We start from the raw sequence: 17,234 nt of genomic DNA, 5'->3' as shown, positions 1-17,234 counted from the left end.
TTTTCCTTGATCGTCGAGCATTGATTGACAAGCTGTCTATCAAGGGCTAAAATGCAAAAGGAAATAAGAGAGGATGTGGCGCGATGACTACGCCGAAACTAGAAGAAATTCAGCAAGTAACACAGATTTTTAAAATGCTTAGTGATCCCACTAGACTAAAAATTTTGTTGTCTCTTCAAGAAGGAGAGCGCAATGTCACTTCGATTGCAGAACAAGTACATATGGAACAATCAGCAGTTTCTCATCAGCTGAAACTTTTGAAAGATAATCGGATCGTAAAGTCGGAAAGACAAGGAAAAACCATCCTTTATAGTCTTGATGACAAACATGTTGTGGATATTTTGCAAAAAACATTCGAACATATCCATCACCGTTAAAACTAGGGCGAGAATTTCTCAAAAGTCCTAGTTTTTTCTTATTGTTTTTGGTATGCTAGTGGAAATATTAAAATTAGATGAACGGTTTTTAATAACGTTTTCAGTTAGGGGGCATTATGGGTAAGCAATTGAACATTGGATTATTAGGAATGGGTGTTGTCGGCAGCGGGGTATGCCAAGTGTTGGCAGAGCAAAAAGAAGCCATTCTGGCACGCACAGGAGTCAGTGTGCAAATCACGAAAGCATTAGCTTCGCCTTACGAGGATAAGTCTGCGTTAGCGGCTAAGTACGGGTTTGCGTTGACGAATGAGGCAAATGAGTTGTTTGAAGATGAGACCATCGACGTAATTGTGGAATTGATCGGGAAGATCGATCCGGCAAAAGCGTTTATTTCAGCTGCTTTAGAAAATAAGAAGCACGTTGTGACGGCAAATAAAGACTTGATTGCCACCCATGGACCTGAACTGCTGGCAATCGCTGAAAAAGCCGGGGTGTCTCTTTATTATGAAGCCAGCGTGGGTGGTGGCATTCCGATCTTGCGTACATTGAGCACCCACTATCTGCCTGATACCATCACAGGGATTTTTGGTATCGTCAATGGGACGACCAATTATATGCTGACAAAAATGACGGAAGATGGCATGACCTATGAAGATGCTTTGTCACAAGCCCAAGCAAAAGGTTTTGCCGAATCAGATCCTACTAATGATGTTGACGGTATCGATGCGGCCTATAAAATGGTGATCCTGACCAAATTTGCTTTTGGGAAAACGATCTATGTTGCTGATGTGGCAACAAAAGGCATCCGCGGCTTAGCTGTGGCAGATATTAAGCAGGCACAAGCCTTTGGTTATGAAGTGAAGTTGATCGGTGCAGCACAAAAGACAGTTGACGGTTCCCTTACTGTGTCAGTTGGACCTGTATTAGTGCCGAAAAACCATGCGTTAGCGACGATCCAAAACGAGTTTAATGGCATTTTTATCGAGAGTGAAGGCATCGATCAATCAATGGTTTATGGACCAGGAGCAGGATCACGACCGACGGCCACCAGCGTGGTAGCGGATTTGACCGTTTTAGCAAAAAATAAAAGCTTTGGGATCGTTGAACCTTTTCTAACTTTTGAAAAAGAAACAGCATTAGCATCTGTAGAAGAAGTCCCTAGCCGGCATTATGTGTCTTTTTCAAGTCAAGAGATCAAAGGGAACGCTCTTCCAGAATGGTTTGCGTTTGAGCAAACGGTGTTCAACGAAGTAGACCAACGAATAGCTGGAATCACCAATCCAATGAGCGAAAAAGAGTTAACAGAAAAACTCGCAACTTATACCGATGCACAAGACATACAAATAATGAAAGTGATGGAGGAATAAACATGTATCAAGGATTATTGCATCAATACAAGGAATATCTGCCAGTCAACGAAAATACACCAGCATTGTCGCTGGCTGAAGGCAACACGCCGTTGATTCCCTTACCAAGCCTTTCCAAGGAATTAGGGATTCAATTGTATGGAAAATACGAAGGGCTGAATCCGACAGGCTCTTTTAAAGACCGAGGGATGGTCATGGCGGTGGCAAAAGCGGTGGAAGAAGGTGCCAAAGCAATCGTCTGTGCATCGACAGGAAATACCAGTGCGGCAGCAGCAGCTTATGCGACCAGAGCGGGGATCAAAGCCTATGTTGTTATTCCAGATGGCAAGATCGCTATGGGAAAATTGGCGCAAGCGATCGTTTATGGAGCCGACATCATTTCGATCCCAGGAAACTTTGATGAAGCGTTAAAAGCAGTACGAGATATTGCAGAAACCGAAGCCGTGGCGCTAGTAAACTCTGTCAATCCTTATCGTTTAGAAGGACAAAAAACAGCGGCCTTTGAAGTATGCGAACAATTAGGACAAGCACCGGATGTTCTTGCGATTCCTGTCGGTAATGCAGGAAATATCTCGGCATATTGGAAAGGGTTCAAAGAATGGCATGAGAAAAAAGGCACCACGTTGCCAAGAATGCATGGGTTTGAAGCTGAAGGTGCTGCTGCGATCGTCCGTGGTGAAGTCATCGAACAACCAGAAACGATTGCTACAGCGATTCGGATCGGCAATCCAGCCAGCTGGCAGTTGGCAGAAGCCGCTCGTGATGAATCAAATGGACACATCGATGCAGTAACCGATGAGGAAATTTTGAATGCTTACCGTAAAATTGCTGCGCAAGATGGTGTGTTTATTGAACCAGGCTCAGCTGCCTCGCTGGCTGGTGTCATCCAGCACGTGAAAGCAGGGAAAATCAAACCAGGTGAGACTGTCGTTGCCGTCTTTACTGGAAATGGTCTGAAGGATCCTGATACAGCTATCAAAGCGACAGAAGTAACCATCAATAAGATGAGTGATTTAGAAGAAATGCGTCAGCATCTTCGTGAAGGAGTTGCCAATCTATGAAGATCCGCGTTCCTGCAACCAGTGCGAACTTAGGTCCTGGTTTTGATTCCTGCGGGATTGCCCTGTCAAAGTATTTGTTCATTGAAGTTTTAAAAGAAAACGATACGTGGGAAATCATCCATGAGCTAGGTTCAGAGATCCCAACGGATGAAACCAACTTGCTTTTGCGTGTGGCATTGAAATTAGCACCAAACATGAAGCCTTTGAAAATCCGAATGAGTTCGGACATTCCTTTGGCACGAGGCTTAGGCAGCAGTTCCTCGGTGATCGTCGCCGGGATTGAACTAGCCAACCGCATGGCGCATATGAATCTGAGTGCAGCACAAAAACTTGAGATCGCAACCGCCATTGAAGGGCATCCTGACAACGTCGGACCAGCGATCTATGGAGATTTTGCGATTGCTGCCTATGATCATCAGCACAAGCATACGTATTTAGTCAAACATCATTTTCCTGAATGTGAGATCATCGCGTATATTCCTCACGATGAGTTGTTGACGGAAGCAAGTCGCCAAGTCTTGCCCCAGACACTTTCTCACGAGCAAGCAGTCGAAGCCAGTGCGATCGCCAATGTTATGATCGCAGCAGTCATCAATGGCAATCTGCCTCTTGCAGGGAAATTGATGCAGCAAGATCGTTTTCATGAAGCCTATCGTGAGAAACTTGTTCCACACTTGTCGACCATTCGCCAGATTTGCGAAGAAGAAGGCGGTTATGGCTGTTTCTTGAGTGGCGCAGGTCCCACTGTCTTAGCAATCGTCCCAGAAGACAAGGCAGAACGTATCTCAAAACTTTTGCATGCGCTGGAAAGTAATGCGTATATCGAACAATTGCAAATCGATCGTGAAGGGCTACAAGTTTTCTAAAGAGCTTTAAAATGAAAAATATACCAAAAACGATGAGCAGACTGAGTCCGCTCATCGTTTTTTATTGCTTAATAGTGGTTAATCTTTCGTCTCTGAGGTGTAATAGCTATGATCTTCTAAGTTTAATGCATTTAAAATCATTGAGGCGGTTTCTTCGATGGAAAGAGAAGCGACATTGATCACGACACAACCTAATTTCTCATAAAGATCATTGGCGAACGTCAGCTCCGCTTTGATTTTTTCGATATCGGAATACGCAGAATCGGGGTTCAAGCCGTAGGAGCGCATCCGTTCTTTGCGGATACTGTTTAATACATTCGGATCGTTTGTTAACCCAACGATTTTTTTCGGATCGATTTCCCAGAGCTGTTTTGGGATGTGGGCTTGCGGAACCAAAGGCAAATTAGCGACTTTTAAGTTTTTGTTCGCTAAAAATAGACTCAAAGGCGTTTTTGAGGTCCGAGAAACACCCAATAAAACGACATCCGCCTCTAAAAAGCCACGGGGGTCTTTCCCGTCATCATACATCACAGCAAACTCCATGGCTTTGATGCGTTTGAAATAATTTTCATTCAAGTGATGCAAAGCGCCGGGTTCTCGTGACGGTGCCACCCCAGTGCGGCGTTCAACTTCACTCACAGGCGGTGTTAGTACATCAAAATGATAGAGATCCGCTTCTTCACAAAAATGATTCGTCAAATCCACAAGTTCTTCTTTGATCAAGGTATGAAGAATAATGGCATTGTGTTTTTTTGCATCTGATAATGCTTTGATCAAGTGCTCTTTCGTGTGGATAAACGTGCGTCTGAAAAGGTTGAATTCGACGCTGGGGTATTGGGCCATTGTCGCTTGTGCAAGCTTCGATGCCGTTTCGCCGGCAGAATCAGACAATACGAACATCGTCACTGCGGCACTGGTTTGCAATTTTTCTTGCAAGTCTGGTTGTTCAGGTTCAGTTGGCTTCATAAGAAAAATCCTCTCTTGCTTTTTTATTGATTTCATTATACCATACTTAAGATTGATAGAATCGGAATGATTTTGATTTATCAGGAGGGCCTACGATGAAAAATCAAACACTTATAGAGCATGCCATGACTACATTGAAAGAAAATGGCTTTAAATACACCAAAAAAAGAGAAGCGATCATCACTTATTTAGTGAAACGCAATCGCTATTTACCAGCAAAAGAAATTCATGAATACATGTCGGAAAAGTATCCTGGTTTGAGTTATGATACGATCTACCGGAATTTGCACGATTTTTCTGAGATCGGTATTTTAGAAGAAACAGAGCTGAACGGGGAGATGAAGTTTCGCTATAACTGCTGTGCAGAATTAGAGGACCATCACCACCATCATTTCATTTGTACAGTCTGCGGCAAAACAAAAGAACTGCATATTTGTCCAATGGACTTCTTTCAAGAACAGCTTCCTGGTTGTTTGATCGAGGGTCATCGCTTCGAGATTTTGGGGCGTTGTGAAGAATGTCAATGAAAACCCAAACAAACTTGACAGTATCGAAGACTTTTTTACCAGAATGCCTTGACACTTTTTCAGGGGTTAGCTATAATTTTTAAAGGACAGTCGTGTTTTTTGGGATTTTATTTCAATAACAACTACGGTTACTTTTTAAGCTCGGAGGGAGGGAATTTACATGTCAAAAACAGTCGTTCGCAAAAACGAATCACTTGACGATGCTCTTCGTCGCTTCAAACGTTCCGTGTCAAAAGCGGGTACTTTACAGGAATCTCGTAAACGTGAATTTTACGAAAAACCTAGCGTAAAGCGTAAGAAAAAATCTGAAGCAGCTAGAAAACGCAAAAAATTCTAATTTTCTACTGTTTTGAGAATTGGAGCTGGTAGTGTGACACTACTAAGTACACTGAATGATGACATGAAGACAGCGATGAAAGCCAAAGACAAGGAAACCTTGCAGGTGATCCGCATGTTGAAAGCATCAATTCAAAATGAGCAGATCAAAAAAGGTACTGACTTGAATGAAGAAGAAGAGTTGACTGTTTTATCTCGTGAGATGAAGCAACGTCGGGACTCTTTAAATGAGTTTGAGAAAGCTGACCGAAAAGATCTAGCCGAGAAAGTCAAAGTTGAAATTGCAGTTGTTGAAAAATATTTACCAGCGCAACTTGATGAAGCGGAAATCCGCCAAATCGTTGCTGGAGCGATTGAAAAGACTGGTGCTTCTTCTTCCAAAGAATTTGGAAAAGTGATGGGTGCTGTAATGCCGCAAGTCAAAGGCAAAGCAGACGGCAATCAAGTCAATGCAATCGTTAAAGAATTATTGGATCAAATGTAAGCTCACGCCGCAAGTATGGATGACATGCTTGCGGCTTTTTTCTGATTTCGAAAACTTAAAAAAAGCATAAGGACAAAAGGAAACTACCTTTGGGCTTTATAAGTAATTTTTCTTTTTTCCATCTTATGTTATTATTAATAAGAACGCCAAAAAAGGAGCTGTAACATATTTGACAGACAAAACTATGACGATCGAGATAACACTTAGTGAAAACGATGATGTTCGTTTGCTATTAGGTGCTCACGATAAAAACATTAAAATTATTGAAGACTCGACAGGGACGGTCATTCACACTCGTGGTGAGCTAATCCAAATCGTCGGCGAAGCGGATGCAGCAGAAAAAGCACAATCTGTGATTCGAGCGTTGCAAGAGTTGATCAAACGAGGTATCAATATCAGTACCCCTGATGTGATCACAGCATTGAATATGGTAAACAAAGGCAGTCTTGATTATTTCAAAGATATGTATGAGGAAGAAATCATCAAGGACCGTAATGGTAAACCGATTCGGGCGAAAAATGCCGGTCAAAAGAAATATATCGAAGCTGTTCGCAAACATGATGTGGTCTTTGGTGTCGGACCAGCTGGAACAGGAAAAACCTTTTTAGCCGTTGTCATGGCGATCGCTGCTTTAAAGAAAGGCCAAGTGCAAAAGATTATTTTGACACGGCCCGCTGTGGAAGCAGGAGAAAACCTTGGTTTCCTACCGGGAGATTTGAAAGAAAAAGTCGATCCTTACTTACGACCCGTTTATGATGCGTTGTATCAAATTTTCGGGATGGATCATACGAATCGTTTAATGGAACGTGGCGTCATAGAGATCGCTCCATTAGCATATATGCGAGGGCGCACGTTAGAAGATGCCTTTGTAATTTTAGATGAAGCTCAAAACACGACGATCGCTCAAATGAAAATGTTTCTGACACGTTTAGGATTCAACTCCAAAATGATCGTCAATGGCGATACGAGTCAGATCGACTTGCCAAAGGGAACTTTAAGCGGTTTGATCCATGCGGAGCGAACGTTGCAAGAGATCCCCAAAATTGCTTTTGCTAATTTTGAAGCAGGAGATGTGGTACGGCACCCAGTTGTGGCCGAAATCATTCGAGCTTATGAAGAAGCAGATCTTAAAGACAAGCGCTGATCGTCTTTTAGGAGGAGAACTATGATCATTCAACCACTACGGAAATTTAGAGAAAGACTTGGGAAGTTCTATTTACCAGTTTTAATGTTTCTATTCTTTCTTTTTTCGATTGGTATCATGTACACCAGCGTCAAACAGAACAATGTCGATTATAGCGAAGGTCAGGTGGCGGAAGAAAACATCCGTGCCAATAAAACGATTGAAAATACCGCTGCGACAGAACAAAAGCGCAAATTAGCAGCAGAAGCGGTTCCACCAGAGTATACTTATCAAGACACACTGGCGCAGACACAGCACGATCGCATCGACCATTTATTTGACTTAATTGATTCAGTCAAAAAGTCGGTAGATGATGCCCACGCTAAAGAAGTTGCTGAGGCTGATGTGGATGAAAATATCCCTAAACCGAGTACGGATGAATACATCGCAGCATTAAAAAAAGAGTTTGAAAAAATGAGTGATGATGAACTTGATTTTTATCAGTCATTGACGAATAATTTTTTGTCGACGTTATTTTCTTTAAGTAGCGATGAATTGAATACGGTACGAACCTATGCCTTACAGCTAGTGGACGAGCAAATGGCTAAGCAGATCCGCCAAACAGAACTCAGCACTTTCCGCTCGGAGGCAGAAGACAAGATCCAATTTCTAGATGTTACTTCAGACATGGCATCAGTATTGCGTTTTATTGTCAATCAAGGAATCGTCGTCAATGATATTCCCAATGAAAAGCGGACGGAAGAAGCGAGACAAACCGCCATGGACGCTGTTCCACCGGTAATGATCTATCAAGGAGAAATCATTGTTCGTGAAGGCTCACAGATCGATGCCAACGCATTGGAAAAATTACAGCTTTTAGGAATGACCAATCAAACCTTCTCAGTTTTTCCATTGATCGCTTTAGTTTTAGCGATATGCTTACAAATGCTGATGCTGTTTTATTATACAAGACAGACAAAAGACGTTGAAAAACGTATGAACGCCGTCACTTTTTATATTTTGGCGATGGCATTCAGTATTTTGATCATGAAATTCTTCCAACTGTTCCAATCAGAATTAGTGACCTTTATCCCGCTCTTTTTCCCAGCAGCCTTTACACCGCTGATTCTGAGCATTTTCTCCAGCAGACGTTTAGGAATATTATCCGCGATTTTCCAAGTGGTCAGTGCACTCTTCATTTACTTTGATTCCAGTGGGACCAACTTGTTGACGACTGTTTTAGTGACCTACCTTTTCTCTGGTTTAATGGGGACGATGATCAAACGAGCACGTATTGCCAGTCAAGGGAAAATCGCAGTCATGTGGGTGATCGTTTTCCCATTACTCTTAAGCATCATGCTGGTCATTTTCCAAGGAATGGATTTGGCCCGCGGCAACACATGGACAACACTCGTCTGTGGATTGGCCGGCTCGCTCCTAAGCTATTTGCTGACAATGGGGCTGCATCCGTATATCGAACTATTGGTAACGGACGAAAGTATGATCGTTTTGAATGAATTGAGTAATCCGAACCATCCGTTGTTGAAACAGTTGTTGGAAGAAGCACCAGGGACCTATCATCACAGTATGATGGTTGCCAATCTTAGCGCCAATGCTGTAGCCGAGATCGGTGGGCAAAGCTTACTGACCCGCGTGGCTTGTTACTACCATGACATTGGTAAAGTCAAACATGCCAATTTCTTCGTCGAAAATTTACCTGCAGGTGCTGAGAATCCACATAATTTCTTGCTACCTGAAGACAGCAAACAAATCATCTTCGGTCACGTGATCGATGGGGCCGAAATTCTCGAAGAAGCCAAAATGCCGCGGATGGTGATCGATATTTGCCGTCAACACCATGGCACAACTCTGATGCGTTATTTCTATGTCAAAGCTCAAGAACGTAATCCCGAGGTGACGGAAGAAGATTTCCGTTATCCTGGGCCAAAACCGCAAACACGAGAAGCGGGTGTCGTGAGTATCGCTGATAGCTGTGAAGCAGCGGTTCGAGCAATGGAAAATCCGACCAATCAAAAGATTCAAGAATTTGTTGCGAATCTCATCAATGACCGGATCTTGGATGGTCAACTGGATGAAACAGGGTTAACGTTGAAAGAAATCCGGATGATTGAAAAATCACTGGTCAATGGACTTTGCAGTACCTTCCATTCACGGATCAAATACCCAAAGATGAAATCGGAAGCAGAGAAAATGAAAGAAGAACAAGAAAGAAGAGAGCGCTAATGGAGATTACCTTTTTAGATGAGACAAATTCAGTAGGGGAAACCAAGATCAAAGAGATCGAAGGCCTTCTACAATTTGCTGCAGGACATTTAGACCTTCCAGAGGATACAGAGATGTCGGTCACGTTTATGGACAATGCAGCCATCCAAGAAATCAATCGGGAGTATCGCGGCAAAGATATGCCGACAGATGTCATCAGTTTTGCCTTCGAAGAAGAAACGCCAGAGGAGATGCCGATCATTTTTGACGAAGCCCTTGAAGAGATGCCTCGTGATCTAGGAGACATTATGATCTCCATTGAACGGGCAAAGGAACAAGCTGCTGAATATGGGCATACTTATGATCGGGAACTTGGTTTCTTGGCGCTGCATGGTTTCTTGCATATCAACGGCTATGATCATATGACACCAGAAGATGAAAAGGAAATGTTTGGATTGCAAAAGGAAATACTGGATGCCTATGGACTCAAAAGATAAGAATATTGGGAAAAATAAACAGTTTATCTCGTCAATCGAATTTGCTTTCACCGGTATAAAAACCGTCTTTAAAGAGGAGCGTAATATGCGTAAACATGTTGCGTTAGGTATCGTTGCGATCATTGCAGGCTTTGTTTTCCGTTTGAATCAAATGGAATGGCTTTGGCTGCTGTTAGCTGTTTTCTTAGTGTGGATCGTGGAGATCATCAATACAGTCTTTGAGAATGTCGTTGACATGTTTACGGACTTTCATTTCCATCCTATCGGAAAAAAAATCAAAGATATGGCAGCTGGTGCTGTGCTGATGACCGCTGTGTTTGCATTAGTGGTCGCCGCGATCATCTTCTTGCCAAAATTGCTACAGCTCTTCTAAAGATGCACCAAAACCACAAGATAAAGGGGAACAACAATGACAACACACAAATCAGGCTTCGTTGCGATCGTCGGGCGGCCAAATGTTGGAAAATCAACACTACTAAATCGAGTCGTAGGACAAAAAATCGCGATCATGAGTGACAAGGCGCAAACGACTCGTAATAAAATTCAAGGGGTCTATACGACAGATGACGCACAGCTGATCTTTATCGATACACCAGGGATCCATAAACCCAAACACCGTCTAGGCGATTTTATGGTGGAAACCGCCTATAGTGCACTTCGTGAAGTTGACGTGACACTATTTATGATCAGTGCCGATCAAAAGCGCGGCAAGGGTGATGATTTTATCATCGAACGGTTGCGTCAAAGCCAGACGCCGGTTTTCCTAGTGATCAATAAAATAGATAAAGTCCATCCAGATGCCTTATTGGCAATTATTGAAGATTACTCTTCACAAATGGACTTTGCTGAGATCGTACCGATTTCCGCAACGGAAGGCAATAATTTCGAAACGTTAATGAAACTACTGATCGATGAAATGCCTGAAGGGCCTCAGTACTTCCCAGAGGATCAAATCACGGACCATCCAGAATACTTTATCGTTTCCGAATTGGTACGGGAAAAAGTTTTGTTACTGACCAGAGATGAAGTGCCTCACTCGGTAGCGGTTGTTGTTGACTCCATGAAACGGGACCATAATGATAAGGTGCATATTCAAGCGACGATCATTGTCGAACGTGACAGTCAAAAAGGCATTATCATCGGTAAAGGTGGAAAAATGCTGAAACAAATCGGGACGAAAGCTCGTTTAGACATTGAACACTTGTTAGATGACAAAGTCTTTTTGGAACTATGGGTGAAAGTTCAAAAAGATTGGCGCGACAAGCAAACCTTCTTAACAGACTACGGCTATCGCAAAGATGAGTATTAAGGAAATTTAGATCAATCATGGTCTGCTTTAAAAAGGAAAAACTGATGCAGTTAGTTAACTGGATCAGTTTTTTTAAAGAAATGGGGTACAACGATGAATCTTGTGGAAACAAAAGGAATCTTACTTTTTTCAAAAGACCATAAAGAAAAGGACAAGTTAGTCAAAATCTTTACGGAGTCAGCTGGGAAGCAAATGTTTTATGTCAAAGGGGCTCATCGGAAAAACAACCCCTTGGCACCAGCCTTGCTCTCCTATACTGAAGCGACTTACATGGGAACCATCAAAGCGGAAGGCTTGTCCTTTTTAAACAATGCCAAAGACATCCATCCATTTCGTACGATTCAAAGCGATATTTTTATCGCTGGCTATGCGACTTATCTGTTGAATCTGGCTGATTCTGCCATCGATGATCGGGTCTATGATCCACATCTTTACCAATTTCTGCACGAGGCGTTACAATTGATGGATCAAGGAAACGACGCAGAGATCATCACCAATATTTTTGAGATTCAGATTTTACACCGTTTCGGGATCACTCCAAATTGGACGCATTGTGCCATCTGCGGAAAAACTGACGGTCGGTTTGACTATTCCTCAAAATATAGCGGTATTTTATGTGAACAGCACTGGGGGATGGACGAACGTCGCTATCATGCGAATTCTCGTGCGATCCATTTTATTCGCTTATTTTCGCAAATATCCTATGAGCAGATTGCTTCGATCAAATTAAAGCCTGAAACGAAAGCAGCGATTCGACAAGTGATCGATCTATTGTATGATGAATATGTCGGCATCCATTTGAAAAGCAAGAAGTTTATCGATCAGATGGGGCAATGGCAAGACGTCTTAAAACCGAAAAATCAATGATAGAGTTGGCGAAACTTCAATGGAGTTAAGCCGACTCTTTTTTTGAACAATGCGGTAAAGTGACTCGCATCTTGAAAACCCACGGCGAAGGCGGCTTGCTGAATGGGCAGATCCGGCTGTGCCACCAAAAGTTCTTTGGCGCGGGCCATGCGATAGTTTAATAAGTATTGGGCGGTGGATTGTCCTAGAAAACGCTGGAACAACCGCGAGAGATATTGGGGCGAAACATAGACTAAGCCAGCCAAGTCTCTGATCGTGATCGCCTGATCGTAATTGGTTTCGATTTCTTGTATTACAGGGATCAGATATTGTTGAAACAAGGGGTGTTTTTCGGTTGGATTCCCCGAGTTCTCTTGCATGATCGCCAGCAAAAAACGATAACACTCGCTAGAAGCCTGTAACGGATCCCAACTGATTTTTGGGTCTTCTTTAATGCGTTGTTTGATCCAAGTCATATAGGAAAAAGTTTCAGACTCTTCAAATAAAAGATAAGGTTTACTTGTAAATTGTTTTAAGATCTCAGCTGCCAAAGGTCCTTGAAAAGTGGCAAAGGAGGTTTTCCAATCAGACAAGGGATAGTAGCGATGTGGAGTAAAAGGAAAAATCAAGATGCCTTCACTGGGACGTAAGATAAAGGATTCTTGACCAAAGGTGACGCGGCCTTCTCCTTGTTCTGTCTGCAGCCAATGAAAGTAAGGGTAGCCATCGGGTCGAACAACGTCATCTTGTGGCCAATCGTTTCCGATACTTTCAAGCGACAAAGGCAGCTGCTGGTTTGTTTGATAAAAATAAATAGGCATATCCAACCTCCATGTTTCGAAAAGTTATAAAATAGTGTTTCATGTATTATACTACAACAGAATGAAAAGCCTTACAATAAGAGAGTAGAAATCATTTTATTTTAAAGGAGCGTTCATTCTTATGACAAAATTTTTCGATCGAATTTTATTTGGCGGCGATTATAACCCCAATCAATGGCCCAAAGAGATTTGGGAAGAAGACATTCGAATCTTTAAAAAAGCGAGTATCAATAGTGCGACCGTCAACGTCTTTTCATGGGCAAAGATCCAGCCTTCTGAAAATTGTTATGATTTTGAGGAATTGGATCAAATTATCGAAAGATTAAGCAAGGAAGGGTTCGATATCGTCTTAGCGACATCGACGGCGGCGCTGCCAGCTTGGATGTTCAAGAAATATCCGGAAGTCGCTCGCACCGATTATGATGGTCGCCATCATAAGTTTGGGCAACGGCACAATGCCTGCCCTAACAGCTTAGTCTATCAAAAATACGCAGAACGCTTGGCAACGAAATTAGCCGAACGTTACGGCGAAAATCCACAAGTGACTTGTTGGCACATCAATAATGAATACGGCGGCGAATGTTATTGCGAAAACTGTGAGAAAGCGTTTCGTGTTTGGTTAAAAGACAAGTATCAAACGATCGAGGCAGTGAACAAAGCCTGGAACATGGAATTTTGGGGACACACTGTGTATGAATGGGATGAAATCGTGCTGCCAAATGCGCTGTCAGAAGGAATCGGCTATGACAAGACGGCTTTTGCAGGAATTTCTATTGACTACCGACGGTTCAACTCGGATAGTCTTTTAAAAAACTATATGATGGAACGGGACGCTATTCGGAAAATTGATCCGACAACTCCGATTACAACGAATTTGATGGGAACCTTTAAAGGACTGGATTATTTCAAATGGGCAAAGGAAATGGACCTTGTTTCGTGGGATAATTATCCATCGTATAATACGCCATGGAGTTTAGTAGCCATGACCCATGATCTAATGCGTGGCTTGAAACAACAGCCCTTTATGTTGATGGAACAAACACCTTCGCAACAAAACTGGCAACCTTATAACTCGTTGAAAAAACCGGGACAAATGCGGGCACAAAGTTACCAAACCATCGCGCATGGGGCGGATACGATCCAATACTTTCAATTACGACGTTCCGTTGGCGCTTGTGAGAAATTCCATGGCGCGGTCATCGAACATGTCGGTCATGAAGACACGCGAGTTTTTCGAGAAACAGCCGCTCTTGGGGCGGAATTAGCGCAGCTTTCAGACATCATTGGGACGCAATCTCAAGCACAAGTTGCTTTGATTTTTGATTGGGACAATTACTGGGCATTAGAATACACCAGCGGTCCGACAGTCGACCTGAAGTATGTAGAACAGATCCATCGCTACTATCGGTATTTTTATGAACAAAATATTGCCGTCGATTTGGTTCCCGTGGATGCTGACTTATCAAAATACAAGCTAGTTGCAGCTCCGGTTCTTTACATGATCAAAGAAGGGATGCAAGAGCGGCTCACTGATTACGTTAAGAAAGGTGGTTCTTTACTTACCACGTATATGAGCGGTATCGTTGATCAATCTGACAATGTTCACTTAGGGGGCTATCCTGGGCCATTGCGGGAGTTAGCTGGCATCTGGGTGGAAGAAATCGATGCATTAGCCCCAGAACAATCAAACGGGGTTTCCTTAGTCAATGAAGAACTGACAGGAACCAGTAATTTAGTCAGCGATTTGATCCATTTAGAAACCGCCGAAGCACTAGCGCATTATACAAGCAATTTTTATGCAGGAATGCCGGCAGTGACGAAAAATACGTTTGGTGAAGGAACTGTCTATTACTTTGGTGGCCAGTTGGAAGATCAGCTACAAGATCAGCTTTTCAAAACAATCGTCGAAGAAACCGGTATTACCCCAGTGATCGATGAGGCAACAAAACTGGAAGTTGCCTGTCGTGAAAATACAGAGGCGAAATTCTTCGTTATCATCAATTTCCACGAAGAAGCACAACCGTTGCCAGAAATTTTCGTCGGAGAAACGGATATCCTGACAGGTGAGGTTCTTTCTTCAGAAACGAAACTGGCACAGTACACCATCTATATCGTCAAAGAGGAGCGTAACTGATGCGAACTTTTGCTATTGAAGATGACTTTTATTTAGACCACAAGCCGTTTAAAGTGATCTCTGGAGCGATCCACTATTTTCGTGTCGTTCCTGAATATTGGCAAGATCGTTTAGAGAAGCTACGCTTGATGGGCTGTAATACCGTGGAAACCTATGTTCCTTGGAATCTCCATGAAGCACAAGAAGGTGTCTATCAGTTTGAGGGGATCCTTGATTTGCGGCGATTTATCCAAACGGCACAAGAAGTAGGGCTTTATGTCATTTTGCGACCAGCACCTTATATTTGTGCGGAGTGGGAATTTGGGGGACTACCTTATTGGCTATTGCAAGATCCTATGATGAAGCTTCGGTTTGATTATCCACCATTTATGGAAAAAATCACTCGTTATTTCGCCCATTTGTTTCCACAAGTGCGGGATCTGCAGATCACCCAGGGTGGTCCGATTTTAATGATGCAAGTAGAAAATGAATACGGCAGCTATGCCAATGATAAAGAGTATTTGCGGAAAATGGTGGCTGCGATGCGGCAGCATGGTGTAGAAACGCCGTTAGTGACCTCCGACGGACCTTGGCACGATATGCTAGAAAACGGCAGTATCAAAGACTTGGCTTTGCCTACGATCAACTGCGGCTCCAACATCAAGGAAAACTTTGAAAAACTTCGAAGATTTCACGGAGAAAAACGGCCACTGATGGTCATGGAATTTTGGATCGGCTGGTTTGATGCCTGGGGTGACGACCAGCATCATACGACCTCCACAGAAGATGCAGTAAAGGAATTACAGGATTGTTTAGCATTGGGTTCTGTCAATATCTATATGTTTCATGGTGGGACCAATTTTGGCTTTATGAACGGGTCAAACTATTATGAACGCTTAGCGCCGGATGTCACTAGCTATGATTACGATGCCTTACTGACAGAATGGGGAGAACCTACTGCCAAATACCAAGCCTTCAAAAAGGTGATTGCTGACTATACGGAAATTCCTGAGTTTCCCTTGAGTATGGAAATTGAGCGAAAAGCTTATGGAACATTCTCAGTGAAAGAACGAGTCTCCTTGTTTTCGACGATCGACACGATCAGTCAACCAATCATATGTAATTACCCCTTATCCATGGAAGCCTGCAATCAAGCGACAGGTTATATCTATTATCGCTCACTGATTGGGTCTGCTCGGAAGATTGCCGACTACCGTCTGATCAATACGATGGATCGTGCCCATACATTTATCAACCAGGAACTTTTGCGCATCGATTATGATCAAGAAATCGGTCAAACCTACAGTTTCGATTTATCAGAATCAGAAAACGAGTTGGGGATCTTGGTGGAGAATATGGGGCGGGTCAATTATTCCGTAAAAATGAACCATCAGCACAAAGGCATCAAAGACGGTGTGATCATCAATGGCGCATTCCAAAGCAACTGGGAAATCTATCCTTTACCGATGGATAATTTGCATGCCATTGATTTCCAAGGAAAATGGCAAAAAGGACAACCAAGTTTCTCACGCTTTGAATGTGTTTTTGATGAATGTGCAGATACCTTTATCGAATTGCCAGGCTGGGGTAAAGGGTTTATCCAAGTCAATGGTCATATGATCGGCCGTTTCTGGGAAAAAGGACCACAGCAACGCTTGTTCGTCCCGGCACCGTTTTTGAAAACTGGAATAAACGAGATCATCGTTTTTGAAAGTGATGGGAAAATCGCTGATGAGATCGTCTTTCATGATCACGCGGATTTAGGTCCAGAAGCATAAAAGTTCAAATTAGTCATTGACAAACCCTAGCTTCAACTACTATCATAAGGGTAATCGAATCCGTGCTATGACCGGAAGAAAGAAAGAAGTCCATTCCATGAAGCGAACTTGGGAGAGTGAAAGCCAAGTTGGAACCTTATTTCGCAGGCGTCCGTGAGCATGATCAATGAAGCTGCCGACTTGTCGGAAGTAGGGTGGAACCGCGAATGTATCGTCCCTATATCTATACACTCCGTATAGATATAGGGACTTTTTTATGTTTCACACCAAGAATAGCCAAAAACAAAGGAGGGTTTTTTATGTTATTTGATATGACGATTCCAGCAAGTGCGTTTACCGAAAAAAAGCTCAAAGTATTAGCAAGTATTCCGCTGCAGGTTCGCCTTTTAAAGGATGAACAGCTTATCCATGAATTTACAACGAGTCCAGACCAAATGCTTTACGACTTATCTGATGTTTTAGAAGCAGATGTCGTGGTCGAAGTGAAATTGATCCCCGGATCAGTTGTCGAATTTTATCCTGTCGTCAATGCGTTATAAG

At 42.8% G+C, this 17,234-nt stretch carries 18 protein-coding genes; 16 read left to right on the top strand and 2 right to left on the bottom strand.

Features of this window, described 5'->3' with window-relative positions; all coding sequences use genetic code 11:
* The first annotated feature begins 83 nt into the window (after positions 1-83).
* The 4 genes from CO692_RS17395 (at position 84) to thrB (ending at position 3,671) form a co-directional block, all read left to right on the top strand.
* Complete coding sequence (locus CO692_RS17395; RefSeq protein WP_005225828.1) at positions 84-377, top strand: ArsR/SmtB family transcription factor; 294 nt, start codon at positions 84-86, stop codon at positions 375-377.
* Between the two features lie 116 nt (positions 378-493).
* Complete coding sequence (locus CO692_RS17390; protein ID WP_096742839.1) at positions 494-1,744, top strand: homoserine dehydrogenase; 1,251 nt, start codon at positions 494-496, stop codon at positions 1,742-1,744.
* Positions 1,745-1,746: 2 nt separating this feature from the next.
* On the top strand, positions 1,747-2,805 hold the full coding sequence (gene thrC / locus CO692_RS17385) for a threonine synthase (protein WP_081118105.1): 1,059 nt from the start codon (positions 1,747-1,749) through the stop codon (positions 2,803-2,805).
* Positions 2,802-3,671, top strand: a complete 870-nt coding sequence (gene thrB / locus CO692_RS17380; RefSeq protein WP_096742838.1) for a homoserine kinase — start codon at positions 2,802-2,804, stop codon at positions 3,669-3,671. Before thrC ends, thrB begins: the two co-directional genes overlap by 4 nt.
* A 78-nt stretch (positions 3,672-3,749) precedes the next feature.
* Here thrB and CO692_RS17375 read toward each other — a convergent pair whose 3' ends face one another.
* On the bottom strand, positions 3,750-4,637 hold the full coding sequence (locus CO692_RS17375) for a pyruvate, water dikinase regulatory protein (protein WP_010748043.1): 888 nt from the start codon (positions 4,635-4,637) through the stop codon (positions 3,750-3,752).
* Between the two features lie 95 nt (positions 4,638-4,732).
* Between CO692_RS17375 and CO692_RS17370 the strand changes: the two genes are divergently transcribed.
* From CO692_RS17370 to recO, 9 genes are all read left to right on the top strand, one after another.
* Positions 4,733-5,164 carry a Fur family transcriptional regulator gene (locus CO692_RS17370; protein WP_005225833.1) on the top strand — a complete coding sequence of 144 codons (432 nt, stop codon included), beginning with the start codon at positions 4,733-4,735 and terminating at the stop codon, positions 5,162-5,164.
* A gap of 160 nt (positions 5,165-5,324) precedes the next feature.
* Positions 5,325-5,501 (top strand): 30S ribosomal protein S21, encoded by a 177-nt coding sequence (rpsU, locus tag CO692_RS17365; protein ID WP_002356740.1) that lies wholly within the window; start codon positions 5,325-5,327, stop codon positions 5,499-5,501.
* A gap of 33 nt (positions 5,502-5,534) precedes the next feature.
* Positions 5,535-5,984, top strand: coding sequence for a GatB/YqeY domain-containing protein (locus tag CO692_RS17360; RefSeq protein ID WP_077454289.1), 450 nt, complete (start codon positions 5,535-5,537; stop codon positions 5,982-5,984).
* A gap of 184 nt (positions 5,985-6,168) precedes the next feature.
* On the top strand, positions 6,169-7,128 hold the full coding sequence (locus CO692_RS17355; RefSeq protein WP_371875354.1) for a PhoH family protein: 960 nt from the start codon (positions 6,169-6,171) through the stop codon (positions 7,126-7,128).
* 21 nt (positions 7,129-7,149) lie between these two features.
* On the top strand, positions 7,150-9,351 hold the full coding sequence (locus tag CO692_RS17350) for an HD family phosphohydrolase (RefSeq protein WP_096742837.1): 2,202 nt from the start codon (positions 7,150-7,152) through the stop codon (positions 9,349-9,351).
* Positions 9,351-9,827 carry an rRNA maturation RNase YbeY gene (gene ybeY / locus CO692_RS17345; RefSeq protein ID WP_077454286.1) on the top strand — a complete coding sequence of 159 codons (477 nt, stop codon included), beginning with the start codon at positions 9,351-9,353 and terminating at the stop codon, positions 9,825-9,827. Before CO692_RS17350 ends, ybeY begins: the two co-directional genes overlap by 1 nt.
* On the top strand, positions 9,811-10,200 hold the full coding sequence (locus CO692_RS17340) for a diacylglycerol kinase family protein (RefSeq protein WP_170920108.1): 390 nt from the start codon (positions 9,811-9,813) through the stop codon (positions 10,198-10,200). Before ybeY ends, CO692_RS17340 begins: the two co-directional genes overlap by 17 nt.
* A 36-nt stretch (positions 10,201-10,236) precedes the next feature.
* Complete coding sequence (gene era / locus CO692_RS17335) at positions 10,237-11,136, top strand: GTPase Era (RefSeq protein WP_005225846.1); 900 nt, start codon at positions 10,237-10,239, stop codon at positions 11,134-11,136.
* 93 nt (positions 11,137-11,229) lie between these two features.
* Positions 11,230-12,003, top strand: a complete 774-nt coding sequence (gene recO, locus CO692_RS17330; RefSeq protein ID WP_096742836.1) for a DNA repair protein RecO — start codon at positions 11,230-11,232, stop codon at positions 12,001-12,003.
* On the opposite strand, the gene CO692_RS17325 is transcribed toward recO, so the two are convergent.
* Positions 11,997-12,803: an AraC family transcriptional regulator gene (locus CO692_RS17325; protein WP_096742835.1), complete on the bottom strand. Its 807-nt coding sequence runs from the start codon at positions 12,801-12,803 to the stop codon at positions 11,997-11,999. The two genes, recO and CO692_RS17325, sit on opposite strands and share 7 nt — an antisense overlap.
* A gap of 121 nt (positions 12,804-12,924) precedes the next feature.
* On the opposite strand from CO692_RS17325, the gene CO692_RS17320 reads away from it, so the two are divergent.
* The 3 genes from CO692_RS17320 (at position 12,925) to CO692_RS17310 (ending at position 17,233) form a co-directional block, all read left to right on the top strand.
* Positions 12,925-14,937, top strand: coding sequence for a beta-galactosidase (locus tag CO692_RS17320; protein ID WP_096742834.1), 2,013 nt, complete (start codon positions 12,925-12,927; stop codon positions 14,935-14,937).
* Positions 14,937-16,694: a glycoside hydrolase family 35 protein gene (locus tag CO692_RS17315; RefSeq protein ID WP_096742833.1), complete on the top strand. Its 1,758-nt coding sequence runs from the start codon at positions 14,937-14,939 to the stop codon at positions 16,692-16,694. The genes CO692_RS17320 and CO692_RS17315 overlap by 1 nt, the downstream gene beginning before the upstream one ends.
* 299 nt (positions 16,695-16,993) lie before the next feature.
* The gene (locus CO692_RS17310; protein WP_081118113.1) at positions 16,994-17,233 is read left to right on the top strand and encodes a hypothetical protein; all 240 of its coding nucleotides are present in this window, start codon (positions 16,994-16,996) and stop codon (positions 17,231-17,233) included.
* Position 17,234 lies beyond the last annotated feature (1 nt).

The organism is Enterococcus sp. FDAARGOS_375 (assembly GCF_002393265.1).
Lineage (GTDB): Bacteria > Bacillota > Bacilli > Lactobacillales > Enterococcaceae > Enterococcus_D > Enterococcus_D innesii.
Note: the sequence above shows the minus strand (reverse complement) of the source record. Positions and strands in the feature narration are given on the sequence as shown.